Source organism: Flammeovirga pacifica (assembly GCF_000807855.2).
GTDB lineage: Bacteria > Bacteroidota > Bacteroidia > Cytophagales > Flammeovirgaceae > Flammeovirga > Flammeovirga pacifica.
Genome location: NZ_JRYR02000002.1, coordinates 1,351,618 through 1,367,919, shown reverse-complemented (window position 1 = coordinate 1,367,919; position 16,302 = coordinate 1,351,618). Strand labels below are relative to the sequence as shown.

Below are 16,302 nucleotides of genomic sequence, written 5' to 3'. Positions count from 1 at the left end.
AGATATGAGATACAATCAGATATTAGCATTTCTTCTTTTAATTACCGGTCATAGTGTAATGGCACAAGACAAGCCCAATGTGGTTTGGATTATGTTAGAAGACGTGAGTTTAGATATGGAGTGTTATGGTATGAAAGGAGTTCAAACACCTCAAATGAATGCCTTAGCCCAAGAAGGTACACTCTATTATAATTGTTTTGGAACAGCCTCTATTTGTTCTACCAATAGATCGGCCATGATTTTGGGAACTCATCAGAGGAAAACCAATACCATGCACCATAGGTCGAACAGAAATATTGAGTTAAAAGCTCCTTTTGTACCTTTCACTTACTTAATGAAAAAAGAAGGATATACATCTGTTCTTGGTCATTCTAAAGTGAAACAAAAAGGAAAGAAAACCGATTTCAATTTCAAATACCAAGCGGTGGGAGATTGGGAAAAAGAAAGTGGTGTTTTTGATAAAGTATTGAATGCAACCCCTGAAGATCAACCTTTTGTTCAGCAAATTACTTTGAATGTAACACATAGAGGAGATTGGTGGGATAAAGTGAGCGAAAATTCTAAACACCCTGTGCACCCAGACAGTATTGACCTACCAGAATATTACGCAGATCATCCTAAAATTAGGACAGATTGGGCGAAATATTTAGATATGATGGAAGCTGCTGATAAAGAGGTGGGTATCATAGTTCAAGAATTAAAGAACAAAGGAATGTACGACAATACAGCCATCATTATTATTGGTGATAATGGTAGATGTAATGTTAGAGGAAAAGGGTACTTGTTTGATCCTGCATTAAGAATACCTTTAATCGTAAAATGGCCAAAGAATTTTAACCATTCGGGTGATCCTTATGACATCATTAGTAGTCCTGATATTACAGCTACTATCTTGGATTTAGGTGGCGTAGATATCCCAGAACATATGACGGGAAGATCTTTTATCGATCCTAATTTTGATAGAAAAGAAGTATTCTCATATCGTGGTTTGTGGGATGAAATTATGGAGTCTTCTTATGCTATCTCTACAGAAAAGTACAGATACATTAGGAATGATTTTCCTGAAGTACCTTATGATGCAAAACAAGCTTATTTGGAATTTTACAGACCTGCTGTACATGTAATGAGAGGAATGCATGAGGAGGGTAAACTTTCCCCTTTCCAAGCTTCTTTTTATGAGGCAAAACCTGTAGAAGAGTTATACGATTTGGAAAATGATCCAGAGGAGAAAGTGAACCTTGCTCAAAACAAGAAATATAAAAAAGTATTAGCAGATATGAGAAACAGATGTGCTGATTACAAATTAAAAACAACTCCAGTTGATAATTATTTCGAGCAAGATATTCCTGTATCAGTGGCTGTTTTACAGTATTTAAAAGACAATCATCCTGAAGAATACGAACGTATGAAAGGAGGAGATGAAATTGGTTTTTATAAGTTTGTGAAAGAGTATAAAAAGTTGCAAGAACAGACTCAGAAATAATTTCCTAATCTTATCTAAATAGTTGAAAAGGCTGTCTTATTTATTATGAGACAGCCTTTCTTTTTCTATCTATTATTGACTTTTGATGTACTCACCCTTATCTATTCCACTAACTATAAACCTTATGGGTTCCTATTCAATAGGGTTCAGTTATACTTTAATGATGAATGAATACATAATCTCTTGCGCATTTATCTATAGAGACAAGACAAATAGGAGGTAGAATGGAAGTGGATACCAATGTGATAGATGTTATAAAGCAGTATGAGTGAGATAGAAAACACCAACACCCATATTGTATAAAGTAGTAGTCTCTATAGACCACAAAAGGTTGCTGGATAACTAAATCCGGCAACCTTTTGTGTATTTTATAGTGTAGGTACGTTTGTAAAAAAGTCTCCACTTCTAAATATATTCTTGACAAACCCTCATTAGAAAATGAGTGTTTGAGTTGAGTGCTGATTACTTCAAGATCAAGTTAGAAGTTTTAGCAAATTCTCCTCTTTTTGCAACAAACTCATCCATTAGTTGTTGAACTAATTCAGGTTGTTGTTCTGCAATATTGTTGGTTTGGAAAGGATCTTCTTTAAGGTTGAATAGTTGTACATTTTTAGTATTACCTAATTCGATGTTCACTTGCTTATTCACTTTTGGTCCTTTATAAGAAGGAATAAGAACAAAATCACCTTTTCTATATGATGTACGAGTAGTTGCTTCTAAAATAAGATCTTCTCTACCGTCTTTACTAGAACCTAGAAGAGCAGCAATAACATTTTCAGAATCAGCTGATTTTTCTTCACTACCAACTAATGATGCTAAAGAAGCAAACAAGTCCATTTGACAAACCAAAGCATTTGATTTACCACCTTTAATTGTTCCTTTCCAGTAAGTAATAAATGGAACATGAGTACCAGCATCATATAAAGAATACTTACCACCACGAAGTCCACCTGTTGGAGAGTGATCGCCTAATAATTCTACAGCTTCGTCATAGTAACCGTCATTTAAAACAGGACCGTTATCAGAAGAGAAAATGATCATAGTGTTTTCTTCAATACCAGCTTCTTGAATTGTTTTGATCAATTCACCAACACACCAATCCGCTTCTAAAATAACATCTCCACGAGGTCCCATTCCTGATTTACCTTTAAAACGAGGGTGTGGAGTTCTTGGAACGTGAGGTTGTTGCATAGTGTAAGTAAGGAAGAATGGTTTATCTTCTTTAGCTTTCTCACCAATGTACATTTTTACTTTATCTAAAAAGTGATCTGCCATGTCAACATCGCTCCATAGTGCAGATTTACCACCTTTCATATATCCAATTCTTGGAATACCGTTAATGACTGCTTGATTGTGACCGTGATGCCATTTCATTGTCAATAATTCAGGGTTATCCTTTGCATTAGGTTCTCCTTCAAATTTGTTTTTATAATCGATTTCGATAGGATCATTTTTATCAAGACCAACTACATCTCCATCTTCAATATACACAGTAGGAACTCTATCTTGAGTAGCTGCCATGATATAAGAGTAGTCAAAACCAACTTCATTAGGACCTGGAGTAATATGTTCATTCCAGTTCTTGTCTGATGTTCCTAATCCTAAATGCCATTTACCAATAATAGCTGTATTGTACCCCGCTTTACTTAACATTTTAGGTACAGTCGGTTGTTTAGTATCAATAATTAAAGGAGCAGTTCCAGGTAAGATTTTTAAATTGTTTCTCCAAGGGTACATACCTGTAAATGCGGCAAACCTAGAAGGAGTACAAGTTGCTGAAGAAGCGTATCCGTTAGAAAAGTTCATACCATTATTGGCAAGAAAATCTATGTTAGGAGTATTGATAGCTTTTGCGCCATTGGCACTAATATCACCATATCCTAAATCGTCAAGATAAACGAAGATAATATTAGGTTTACGCACTTCAGAAGTTTCGTCGTTAACAGCTTGCTTTGAACACCCTACAAGGCATGCTGCTGCTAATAATAATAAACAGTATAGTTTCATTTCAGAAATAATTTAAAAAATATAATAATATAAATTTAGCAGATTACTCCCCGAGAGAAGGGAGTTTATTCGTCAAAATATTATAAAGGCTAAAATACGGTCATTATTGGAGAATTTATGTTACTTTTTGAAAAAAAAGTAAATAATCAGAAGAAACATTAAGAATATAGTAAGATAAATACCAAAAGTAACACTCAATTTACGCTAACAAGCATCAACCAAACCACTCATTAATATTTATTCTGTTACCTTTGTGGTTCAATTCTAAAAGGAATACCATCATAAATGGTTTTACTTTTAATAAACCATTTTATATGACATTCAAAGAACTGAGGTTAAATCCATCCATTTTAAAGGCATTAAACGAGGAAAATTATGAAAAGCCGACACCTATTCAGGCTAAGGCTATACCGTTGGTATTAAAGCGTGAAGATGTTTTAGGTTGTGCACAAACGGGTACAGGTAAAACGGCAGCATTTGCTATTCCAATTATTCATTTGATGTCGGAGGAGAAGAAAAGTAGGGATCAAAAAATAAAAGCTCTTATTATAACTCCTACTAGGGAATTAGCCATTCAGATTGATGAGAATATCAAGAAATATGGTAAGCATACTGATCTAAGAAATACTGTAATCTTTGGTGGGGTTAATCAAGATAAACAAGTAAAGGCAATAAGAAGAGGAGTCGACATATTGGTGGCCACTCCTGGTCGTTTGCTAGATTTAATTGGGCAGGGTTTTATTTCTTTAGCTCATATTAAATACTTTGTACTTGATGAGGCAGATAGAATGTTGGACATGGGTTTTATCCATGATATTAAAAAGGTATTAAAATTACTTCCTAAACAACGTCAATCATTATTCTTCTCAGCTACAATGCCTAAAAATATTGTAGACTTATCGAAACAAATTCTTCGTCAGCCAAAAAGTGTGACAGTTACTCCAGTATCTTCTACTGCAGAAACTATCAAACAATTTGTGTATTACACTAATAAGAAAGAAAAAATTGATTTATTACATTTCTTATTGAATGAACATAACATTGAACAAGTTTTGGTGTTTACTCGTACCAAATTTGGGGCTGATGGAATTGTAAAAAAACTGATTAAAAAGAATGTAAAGTGTGCTGCGATTCATGGTAATAAATCACAGAATCAACGTCAGAAAGCACTTTCGGCATTTAAAGAAGGGAGTATTCAAGTTTTAGTAGCTACTGATATTGCTGCTAGAGGTATTGATATAGATAAACTACAATATGTGATCAATTATGATATTCCGAATGAGTCGGAAACATATGTGCATAGAATTGGTCGTTGTGGTCGTGCTGGCGAAAAAGGGATATCAATTTCTCTTAGTGAGGCAGAAGACAATAAATACATCAAAGACGTAGAAAAACTGACTAAGCAAGAAATTGAGGTAGTCAAAGAACATCCTTATCCGCAAACGGATAAACCGATGAATGCTACTCAGAAAAAAGCTGTAGAGAAAGAAAAACAAAAGCGTAAGCAAGAGTTTTTTGCAAACAAAAGAAAGAAGGAAGCCGCAAGAGGAAATGCTTCTAAAGATGGCAAATCTAAAAGTGGAGGAGATAAGAAAAAGAAACCTTTTAATAAAAGAAGGAAATCGAGTTCTGCTGCAGGAGGCGAAGGAGGTAGAAAAGGACCTTCTAAAAGAAGATAGTTAAACAAGGTTGTTTTATTAAAATATGAAGCAACCTTTTTTTATGTAAAGTGCCTTCTAGTACTTTCAGTTGTCTGATTCTCCTTGTTTTTTATGAGCACTCAGGTAAATACACTATTTTTTAGTTAAATTGGTGTAACTAATCACATGCACCATAAAATATACAATGAAACTATCAGAATTTCTTCAACAACTAACTCAAGATAAATTACTCTATTTTGCATTACCAGTATTCATGATTGCAATCATCATCGAATACCAGGTGGCAAAAGAGAAATATAAAAGGAAAGATACTCAAGTTTCTTTATTAATGATGGTGTTTGCCGCCATAGTAGAATTCCTTCCTAAAGTAGCAGCATTTATCTTCTTTTTTTATTTAAATGATATTAGTCCATTGAAAGACATTGTACAAAGGCGATGGTGGGCTTGGTTGCTGTTATTTTTCTTAGATGATTTTTCATATTACTGGTTCCATCGCTTAAACCATGAAGTACGATTATTTTGGGCAGGGCATGTCACACATCATTCCTCAGAATTCATGAATTTTGGTACCGCTTTAAGGCAGGGAGTGGGAGAACGAGTACATAAATTCTTTTTTTGGCTTTGGCTACCTCTTATCGGTTTTGATCCATTAATGATTTTTACAATGATGGGTATAAGCCTGATTTATCAGTTTTGGGTGCATACAGAATTGGTCGATAAATGCCCTAAAATTATTGAGTTTTTGTTCAATACGCCTTCTCATCATAGAGTACATCACGCTTCTAATATTCGATACCTAGACTGTAATCATGCTGGTATGTTAATTATTTGGGACAGGATTTTCGGCACTTTCTCAGAAGAACTTAAAGGTATTGACACACCCGTTTACGGTTTAACAGAAAATATAAATACCTATCACCCCATAAAAGTGATAACCCACGAATATCAAGCCTTATGGAAGGATATTAAGCGGGCTCAAAATTTTTCTGATAAAGTAAAATACCTCTTTAAATCTCCGGGTTGGAGTCATGACGGAGAAGATAAACGAGCGAAGACGCTGAGGAAGAACCTACATCAAGACATAGAGAATCCTATAGTGCTATAATTCTTCTATTTGATGGAGTATCGTTGGCCTATTCGTCGATCTTATTCAACATGAACAACCACTATTTATCTAACATTCCTCTAAAGAATGTTTGATAATCTGTATCTGTATTGGTTAGGTTTAATTTCTTTCTCAAACGCACTCTTGCAACTTCTATCGACTTTGTACTTTGATTTGTAATACTCGAAATATCTTTTGTAGATAAATTAAGATATAAATAAGCACAAAGCTTTTTCTCGTTGGGTGATAGGTTAGGATAGTGCTCGTTGAGTTTATCGTAAAACTCTTGGTTAACTTGTTCAAAACGGATTTCTAATTCTTTCCAAACATCCGATTGATTATCACTTTGTAGATTGAAAACAATAGACCTCAAAGACTTTTTTGTAGGAGTATCGACATTATCGTATAATTTCAATAAATCTTCTGATACCGAATTTATCAATTCATATTTCTGCATCAGGTGCATTATATTGGTAGTTAATTCTCGATCTCTAAAAGAAATATCGTTTTGTAATTTTTCATTTTGAAGACGGATTTTCTCCTGATTACTCTTTGTTAATTCAATATCAGATCTCATCTGTTTTACCAATATTTTTTCATGTTTTAGCTTTAACTTTAGAAAACGCAAGAATAGTATTCCTAATATTAAGGCCAATAGTAGCAAAACACTTAATACAATAATTGTAGCTTGTTGTAGCTCCTTCTCATTTTGTAGTTCTATACCTTCTTGTTGAAGTTGTGACTCTTTCTGAAATTGTTTTAGGTTATTTTCAAAACCTTCCTTTAAAATATGATCAGAGTGATTTTTAAATTCTATTAAATAGGAAATAGCTGTTTTAAAATCACCTTTTTCTTCATATAAAATATAGAGGTTATGATATGTATACTGTAATAAAATCGGCGAGTTTAAATCATCTGCTATGGCTAAAGCCTCCATATAAAAAGGTAATGCTTCATTAAGTCGATGTTCTAAACGATAAATATTTCCCAGAATATTAAGAGAGGTGACAATCCCTTCTTGATCATTAATCTCTTTTTTTATTTTTAAAGCTTCCTCTATAGAATATCGAGCATCTTTTAAACGCCCTAATTTGATGTATTGATTTCCGATATTGTGTAATGTCTTACCTCTTACTTTATTGAAAGTGGAATCCTTACAATATTTAAGGCAGGTATAAAAAGATTGAATAGCCTTTTCAGGGCTTTCCATATTGTCATATAAGCTTCCTAGGTTAAGATAAACCGTTGGCAAATAGGTAGCACCCATGGCATCGTTTTCCTTTAAATCTTTGATTATTTCTTGATATAACTTCTCCGATTTAGAAAACTTTTCTTCTTTCTGATATAAGATCGATAGATTAATTTTAGTTTTAGTTAATCTATTGTCAGCATTGTTATCTGTAAATATTTTCTTAGCCGTCTGATAGGCATCCTTAGCATTTATAAGAAAACCCTTTGTTAAATAGACATTCCCTAATAGGTGTTGAAACTCGCCATAAAGTAGAGGATGATCTTCTTTTTCACACAATACAATACCCTCATTAATGTAGTCTAATGCAACATCTAGATCGTGATTAACATACTCTTCGGCTAGTTTCTTTAATATTATTACACGCTTATCAGGATCGACACTTAAAGAAAGTTCTTTATGAAGTTGATCTATATTTTGTGCAAAAATATGATTTGAAATTAAAAGGAGAATAATGGAAGCTAGTAATGATTTCAAATTAGTTTTAGTTAATTAAATAATTGAGATAGTAGTGACACAAAACTACATAATTAATCAAAATTTATTGGAGCTTTAGAACTTAAATTGTGATAAAAATCAGAGTAAATTATCTTTTATTATTCATCTAACTTTTCGTTAGCATCAAATAAATAAAAGAAAGTAATCATTTATTTACCCTGAATAGAAATAAATGATATATAATAATGAGTATTGTTAGGTGTTGAAAATCAATTACATAAAAAATGTTGTAGTGGTAATGTAGTGATTGTTTATTGAGTTTTGTTGTGTTATAGAAAGGTATTTGTTGGTGTGCCATTAAGAACAAATCAATTTATAAACGACTAATCTTGTGGTGTTAGAAATATAGACCTATTCAAATATGATCTATGTCTTCAAAGAAAAATCCGGTTGCCTCAGATAAAGAGGAACTTTTACGGCTTATTGAAGAACGGAAAAAGGAAATCGACGCCTTAAAAAAACTTTCAAAGAGACTTTCTTCATTAACCAATTCATTTATTAAACTTAACTCAAAGTAATGAGAAAACTTTCACTGTTCATTCTACTTCTAGTTGGCGTATTTTTTAGCACGCTAGCTCAGAACAGAGTCACCAGTTACAATTCCCAAGGAGAAGCACAAGGAGTTATCCGTGTGAAATTCGTGGAGAATGTAACAGATCAGCTACAACTTGCGTCCCCAACTCTAAGGAGTAATGCCCAAGTGGGTATTGCTTCCTTTGACGCAGTTGCTCAACAATTTCAAGGACATGATCTAAGAAGATTATTTCCAGAAAACTCGAAGTTTGAGCACAAACTTAAAAAACACGGTCTACACTTATGGTATGAGATGACTTACGATTCTCAAACAGATGTACAAAACATTGTTAGAGCTTTAAGTAATGTAGCCGAAGTACAAATCTCTGAACCTATCTTAGAAAAAAGAATCATAGGTGGAGAAGGAAATGCTACCGTATTATCTAAATCAGATATTGCGAAAATTCAGTCGACTCAATCGACAATGAATGATCCTTTGTTATCAAATCAGTGGCATTATTTTAATGAAGGTGATGGAGAAACGATTCGTCAAGATGCTTCTATTCAACTAGACAAAGCATGGGAAGAAGTAACGGGTGATCCTAACGTAATTATCTCTATTCATGATGCCGGTGTAGATATTCTTCATGAAGACCTTATCAATAACCTTTGGGTAAATGAAGGGGAATTAAACGGTACTGACGGAGTAGATAATGATGGTAATGGTTATGCTAATGATATTCATGGTTATAACTTTGCTAACAATACTTCTGTCATCGATGCGATGACTCACGGTACTCACGTGGCAGGTACTGTTGCAGCAACCAATAACAATGGTATTGGTGTAGCAGGTGTTGCCGGAGGTTCTGGAAATGACGACGGTGTACGTTTAATGGTATGTCAAATTCTTAGTGATAATGGCGGAGGAAATATAGAAAACTCTTATATCTACGCAGCAAACAACGGTGCAGTAATTTCTCAAAACTCTTGGGGATACCTTAACCCTGGTTACTATGAGCAATCGGTATTAGATGCCATTGATTATTTTATTGAAGAAGCAGGAGATTACGAAGGAGCTCCAATGAAAGGTGGTGTGGTTATCTTTGCCTCAGGTAATGATCATACATCAGAACCTTACTACCCGGCAAACTATGAGCCGGTAATTGCAGTAGGTTCAACAAACGCCAACAGAACTAAAGCAGATTACTCTAACTATGGTGAATGGGTAGATATCTCAGCACCAGGTGGACAAACATCTTCTGGTTTAAGTTATGGCGTTTTATCTACTTTACCTGAAAACGAATACGGTTACCTTCAAGGTACTTCTATGGCTTGTCCACACGTATCTGGTATTGCAGGTTTAGTAACAAGTAAATTAGGAGGTCCTGAATTCTCAAAAGATATTCTTAAAGCACATATTATTAATGCAGGTATCGGTTTAAATGATACGGAACCTCAATATGGTGATTTATTAGGTAGAGGCTTAATTGATGCGTCTATCGCTATTAAAGAAAATGAAGGTATTGCACCAGAAATAGTTACTGATATTCAAGTAACTGCATCATCAAATGATTTCATCGAATTGTCTTGGACTGTGACTGCAGACGAAGACGATGATAAAGCAAGTAAGTTTATTTTGTATTTATCAGAAGGTGATTTTGATGAATCTACAGCAACTACTTATGTTACTTTTTCTCAAGCTGATGCGGGGTCGTTAATGACTTATAGAATCGATGGTTTATCATCGGAAACAGACTTTACATTAGGTATTAAAGCATTTGACCATTGGGGGAATGCTTCTGCAATGTCTGAGGCTATCGCAGTTTCTACCAACCAAGGTCCTTCTTTGACTTATCCTACAACAGATTATACTTGGCAGAATGTAATTGATGTTACTGGAGACATTAATGAGACTCAAGTGCTTGAGGCAGAGTTTGAAATCGGAAATGCAAACGATGCGTTCTTAGAATGGGGGTTAGAACTTCGTCAGAGTAATTATTTTATTAGATCTTATTCTACTGTTGGTACTGGTTTTAATACAGCTGCAAAAAAATCGACGATCAATTTAAATAGAATTACACCTACTGATGTAGTGAGAAATGAAGATCGTGAGCCACTTAGAGAGTTTAGAAATGAATATTTGAGTTATACAGATGCATTCTATGCAGAATATGTAGTGGGTGATAACGATGTAAGTGTATCAAACACAATCGCTGCAGCATTTGTTGTAGAAGATCCCCACGGTTTTAACCTTTCTGAAGTAGATGTCTTTTTAAATGATATTACAGTTGGTAAAGCTGTGTATGAGGTATACCAAGGTAATTTGTTAAGCGAAGCCAAATTGGTATTCTCTAAAGAAATTGAAAATACATTAAAAGGCAACCATAAGGTAAGAATGGATGATCAAGAAACCTATTTCTTCCCAGAAGGTGAAGTTCTTTGGTTGATTGTAAAAGTACCTGCGGGTAATTTATATCCAATTGGTATCAGTGCTAGCAATAGTCATAAAGATGCTATGACCTACCAATGGATGTCTTTCGATGATGGAAAATCATTTATGCCAATTGAAGTTGCTTTAGGACAATCTGGCTACTCATTTACTCAAGGTGCATTAACTGATAAAGAGTATCAAGGTGATTTTATTACATTAACTCCTTATGAAGGTAGTATTAATGGTGAAGGCACTCAAACTGTAAAGTTCACCGCTGATATCAGTGAAGTGAAAAATGGTTATGTGAAATCTAATATTTTGATCAAATCGAATGATCCTAATGCAAAAGACGCTAAGATTACTACGGAAGTAAACGTCAAAGGTCATTTGCCTGATTTATCTGTTCCTGGTATTGCCAATTTTGGATCTGTTCAGGTAGGTAGAGAGAAAGAGTTGATCATAAAAATGGAAAACTATGGTTATGGAGCACTCAAAAGTACTATCAAATATGAAGGGTTAGACGGCACTGATTTTGAAATTATTGATAAACCATCTTCTGTACTTCCAAGAACATCTGAAGATTTAGTTGTTAAATTTGCTCCAACAGCAAATGGAAATACGAATGTTGTTTTGACGATAACAGATGGAAATGGTCAGGAACGTAAAGTCAATTTATTTGGTAATGGTGAAGCGCCATCAGAAATAAATATTACACCAGAAAGTCAAACACATTTAATGGCACTTGGTGAGGAATTACCTAGTAGTGTAATCATTGAAAACACAGGTGATTATCCATTAGAATTTAATATTCCTAAGTACTCTAAAAATAGTATTACAGGACATGAGTTTGGTTATTCTTGGAAAGTAAGAACTGATGATTTCCGTTGGGAAGAATTAGAAGGACAAGACGGTACAGTAGAAGTTACACACCACTTTGTGGATAATGGATTCTTGGACTTTGTGACTGTGCCATTAACGTTTAAGTTTCCGTTCTATAACGAATTGGTAGATACTTTATACATGTCTCATGTAGGTATGGTTGCTTTAGATGAGAAAGACCCAGTAAACGGTTCTTGGGGTAAATTCTTAGGTTCTAGCTATACATCAAACGGATATTTTGCTCCTTGGTATGATTACTTTAATCTAACTCCAAATACTAAATTGATGTATAAAGTATTTGATGATCATGTGGTTTTCGAATACAAAAATGTGTACTCTAAAACAGAGTTAGGAGAATCTGGAGATCCATTAACGTTCCAATTGGCTATTTTCCATACAGGTCATGCAGAAATGAGATACTTAGATGTAAGTTACTCTAATGCAATTTCTAAATTCCCTATGTTGGGTATGGAAAGCCCTGATAAAAAAGATGGTATATACTTCTTTGATATTTATGGTCAACCTGAGCCAATATTTAGCCAACAATGGCAAAATGTTTGGATTGATATCACTTACCCTGGTCCTGAAATTATTGCGAACTTATCACAGACAAGTGGTGTAGTTGGTGTTGGAGAATCAGTAGAAGTAACTTTTGATGTCAAAACAGACGCATTAGTAGAGGGTGTTAATATTCAAAATATTGCTGTCGAGAATAATGATCCTTTTAACTCTACAGCACACTTTACTGTAAATGTTGATATTACAGATGGTGGCGATGCTATTGTGAAAACTTCAGACAAAGTGATTGATTTTGGTACTTTATATCAAGGTGCTGAAGCATATAGAATGATCAACTTTATTAATGAAGGTAACAAGAATATTGATTTTGTGTCTGCTACTTTTGAAGTAGGTACACAGTTAATGATCGATAAGCAAACATTTACTTTACCAGCAAGATTAGGTACTATTGTTCAGTTAGATCTTACTACTTCAGTTTTAGGAGAGTTAAGAGATAAATTAATCTTTACAGATGAATTGAATAATGAGCATGTATTTGAGATCAAAGGTAAAGTAGTAAAAGCACCTGCAATTGCATTAGAATATACTCAAGATTACTTCCAAGTATTATCTGGAGAACAAGATGAAATGCAAGTAAAGGTTTCTAACGTTGACGGAGATACTACTTTAAGAATGCTAGTTAATGCTAATGCTTGGTTGTATCAAAAAGAAGAGGATATAGCTGCAGCTTCTCATGAATTACCAGACTTTGAGTACTTCTATAAGGATAATGATAAATTCCTTCAAGGTATTGCAGATCCAAATCATCCATCATTTAACTGGATTGATATTGTTTCTAAAGACGGTGAGAAACTGGAATTCGATGAATCGATCATGGCAGGTGAAATTACTTTCAAAAAGCCGGTGACATTCTACGGAAAGCAGTATGAGAAAGCATATATGGGCTATCCTGGAGTGATCACTTTCACTAGGCCAAACGATTTCTTAGTGCCAATTATCAATGATTTCATTCCTAAAGCAGACCATTTTAATAACTTTATTGCAGTAATGTGGGGTCTTACAGGATGGGATTACTTTGATGAAAATCCAAATAAAGGTATTTACTTCTATGAGGATGATCAAAAAGCGGTATTTACATACCATAGATGGACACATTCATTTGGTGAAGGTCAGCAAAGTATGATCGACGCACAGGTGATTCTTTTCCACGATGGTCGTATTAAAATGCAATACAAAGTAAGCAACCCTGAAGGAACAAACTTCTGGAGTAATGCTGTTGTTATTGGATTGGAAGATGAAATGGGTGAAAGAGGTGTACTTTCTAGTTACGGTAAAAAGTTGATCAAAAACAACTTGGTACTAGAGTACATTCCTGCAGAAGTAATTAATGTTGAAGCAGGTGAAGAGAAAGTATTGGATTTTGTAGTGGATGCTTATAATATGATGGGCGGAACATACAAAACAGATCTAACTTTCAACAACCATACTCCAGGAAAAGAAGATATTTCTATTCCTGTAACATTAGAAGTAGTAGGTACTCCAGATTTAGTTTGGGAGCCAGAAGTATTGGACTTAGGAGATGTTTTATATACTCCTAACATGTGGATTCAACCAGAATTTACGATCAAAAATACAGGTACAGGAACTGTTGTAATAGACAAAGATGCCTTCTCAGGACATGATGGTTTATTCTTCGAGTTTTTCATCCAACTAGTAAATGCTGAATCAGGTAGTTTAGAAGGACCAGAGCAATGGCATAATCTAGATAATATTTATAAGTGGAAAGAAATCTGTAACGGACCTCCAGATCCATGGGGTGGATGTTTTGGTGATATTGAAGTGGTAGAAGGTGAATACAATTATGTATTACCAACTCTAACTCCTCAATCAGAATACAAATCTCGAGTAACAATTATGCCTGAAAGTGATGGGGCATACGAAAAAACGATTACATATACTCTGAATGATGTACCTCGTGAGCTAGTAATTAAAGCGAACTTCTTCTTACCTCCTGTATTCGAAACAGATGTGGCTGATACTTTATCAGTTATGGCTATGACGGACATGCATGAAGAGTCAAAAACATTCATGATCTCTAATGAAAACGGTAATAATACGTTGGATTATCAATTTGATATTCAATACAATTACCAAGGAGAGAATGCAGTAGGAAATATGAGTAAGGTAGCGGCTAATACTGCTATTGTATTCCCAGAAATTGCTTCTTTTGCATCTGTTGGAAATACAATTGATCATAATGACTTTGCTTCTGCTGTTTATTATGGTGATAAGAACGATACAAAAGCCACTTCAATGGGTTATGGTGGAGGTCAATCTCTGACAATGGTCACTAGATTTGACACACCAAAAGAAGGAATCGATTTATCTCATGTTGCTACATGGTATGTTCCTTCTGGAGCAAAAAATGCTGATATTATTGTAGAAGTACTTTCTGGAACCAAAGAGAACTTAATCTCTATCCACAAAGAAACATTTACAACAGTCACAGATGCTAGTGATCAAGCAGGTGAATTCCAACTATTTGAGTTGTCAGATGCCATCACTTTCTTCCCAGGTGAGAATATCTTTATCGCATTTACTTACGATAAGTTCTCTTCATACCCTCAAGGATTAAAGTCGCTTGATAACCCTATTCCTAATGCCTTCTTTATACCAACAAACTCTGGTTTGAGCGATATTTCAGAAGACGCAAGATTCGAGAAATTTGCCATTATGATGAGAGGTTTTGGTAAAAATGAAGTAGCAGGAAATTGGTTCACTTTAGATCACTCTGAAGGGCAATTAGAGATGGGAGAAACAGCTACTGTAACAGCCTCTTTTAACTCTAATTACAATAGAGGTAGAAACGAACTTTTAGCTAAAGTAAATATAAATACAAACGATCCTAACGTATCTGAAGAGAACTCTAGTTTCTTTGCGAGCATGTACATTAACCATGCACCGGCTCCAACGGAAACTCCAGTAATGGTTCAGCTGCTTGAAGGAGATACGACAACGGTAACCTATACTTTCGAAGACAAAGAGAACCATACGTTCACTTTATCGGTAGAAGACTTAAATGATCTTGGTGAAACTGTGATAGATGATAAAACGGTAAGCATTAAGCTTACACCAAGCTATGATCATGCAGGTTTACATATGGTAAATATCGTTGCGGAAGACGAACATGGTATGACTTCAAAAACAACTATTGAAGTAGACATTACTAACGTGAACCGTGCTCCTGAGGCTGAGCCATTCGATACGTTACGTTTGGCTGTCGGAGAAGTACATTACATCGATGAATTAGATGTATTTACTGACCCTGACGGTGATGAACTAACATTTGGTATTGCCAACAATAACGATGGTCTTGTGATCACTGGTCATGCAAATGGTGAGTTTATTATCTCAGCACTTGCAGAAGGTACGACCGAAGTAGCTATTATCGCTACTGATCCTGAAGACGCATCGTCAATCATTACTATTCCTGTAATTATTGCAGGCGATAATGATGATGTGACTAACATTGTGGATGGTCAAATTGGACAACAATTTAATCTAAGCAATTATCCTAACCCCGTACAAAGCAAAACTATTTTTAGTTTCGATATGCCTTTATCAGGTAATGTTGAATTGGTGATTTTCAGTACAGAAGGTAGAAAAGTAGATCATCTATTATTAGGTGGGCTTTCTGTTGGGAATCAGCAAGTAGAATACAATACAGATCGATTACAATCGGGTGTATATATCTACACTTTAATTGTGAACGGTCAAGCAAAAGCATTTAGCAGATTGATTAAGTAAAGTCATTAAAGCTACTGATTTTGTTAAATAGAATTGGATATTTTACCACTACTCGGATTTTCTGGGTAGTGGTTTTTTTATATCAGTGATTATCGTTTTATCCATCAATAGAAGATATGCACTTAAAATTAGATCAAAGTTCAGGAATAA

General features: G+C 34.6%; 6 protein-coding genes. 4 read left to right on the top strand and 2 right to left on the bottom strand.

The window, feature by feature from the left end:
* Window positions 1–4: 4 nt before the first annotated feature.
* Window positions 5–1,483, top strand: coding sequence for a sulfatase family protein (locus NH26_RS23960; protein WP_044217212.1), 1,479 nt, complete (start codon window positions 5–7; stop codon window positions 1,481–1,483).
* 462 nt (window positions 1,484–1,945) lie between these two features.
* Here NH26_RS23960 and NH26_RS23955 read toward each other — a convergent pair whose 3' ends face one another.
* Window positions 1,946–3,490, bottom strand: a complete 1,545-nt coding sequence (locus NH26_RS23955; RefSeq protein WP_044217210.1) for a sulfatase family protein — start codon at window positions 3,488–3,490, stop codon at window positions 1,946–1,948.
* Between the two features lie 314 nt (window positions 3,491–3,804).
* Here NH26_RS23955 and NH26_RS23950 point away from each other — a divergent pair, with 314 nt between their 5' ends.
* Complete coding sequence (locus tag NH26_RS23950; RefSeq protein WP_071397285.1) at window positions 3,805–5,169, top strand: DEAD/DEAH box helicase; 1,365 nt, start codon at window positions 3,805–3,807, stop codon at window positions 5,167–5,169.
* A gap of 166 nt (window positions 5,170–5,335) precedes the next feature.
* Window positions 5,336–6,256, top strand: a complete 921-nt coding sequence (locus NH26_RS23945; protein WP_044217208.1) for a sterol desaturase family protein — start codon at window positions 5,336–5,338, stop codon at window positions 6,254–6,256.
* A 61-nt stretch (window positions 6,257–6,317) separates the two neighbouring features.
* Here the strand turns inward: NH26_RS23945 and NH26_RS23940 are convergent, their stop codons facing one another.
* Window positions 6,318–7,982 (bottom strand): tetratricopeptide repeat protein, encoded by a 1,665-nt coding sequence (locus NH26_RS23940; RefSeq protein WP_044217206.1) that lies wholly within the window; start codon window positions 7,980–7,982, stop codon window positions 6,318–6,320.
* Between the two features lie 538 nt (window positions 7,983–8,520).
* On the opposite strand from NH26_RS23940, the gene NH26_RS23935 reads away from it, so the two are divergent.
* A complete protein-coding gene (locus tag NH26_RS23935; RefSeq protein WP_044217205.1) occupies window positions 8,521–16,152 on the top strand; it encodes a S8 family serine peptidase in 7,632 nt (2,543 codons plus the stop codon).
* The last annotated feature ends 150 nt before the right edge of the window (window positions 16,153–16,302 follow it).

Coding starts and splice junctions, on each gene's coding strand:
- NH26_RS23960 (WP_044217212.1), top strand. CDS start 5: ATGAGATACAATCAGATATTAGCATTTCTTCTTTTAATTACCGGTCAT.
- NH26_RS23955 (WP_044217210.1), bottom strand. CDS start 3,490: ATGAAACTATACTGTTTATTATTATTAGCAGCAGCATGCCTTGTAGGG.
- NH26_RS23950 (WP_071397285.1), top strand. CDS start 3,805: ATGACATTCAAAGAACTGAGGTTAAATCCATCCATTTTAAAGGCATTA.
- NH26_RS23945 (WP_044217208.1), top strand. CDS start 5,336: ATGAAACTATCAGAATTTCTTCAACAACTAACTCAAGATAAATTACTC.
- NH26_RS23935 (WP_044217205.1), top strand. CDS start 8,521: ATGAGAAAACTTTCACTGTTCATTCTACTTCTAGTTGGCGTATTTTTT.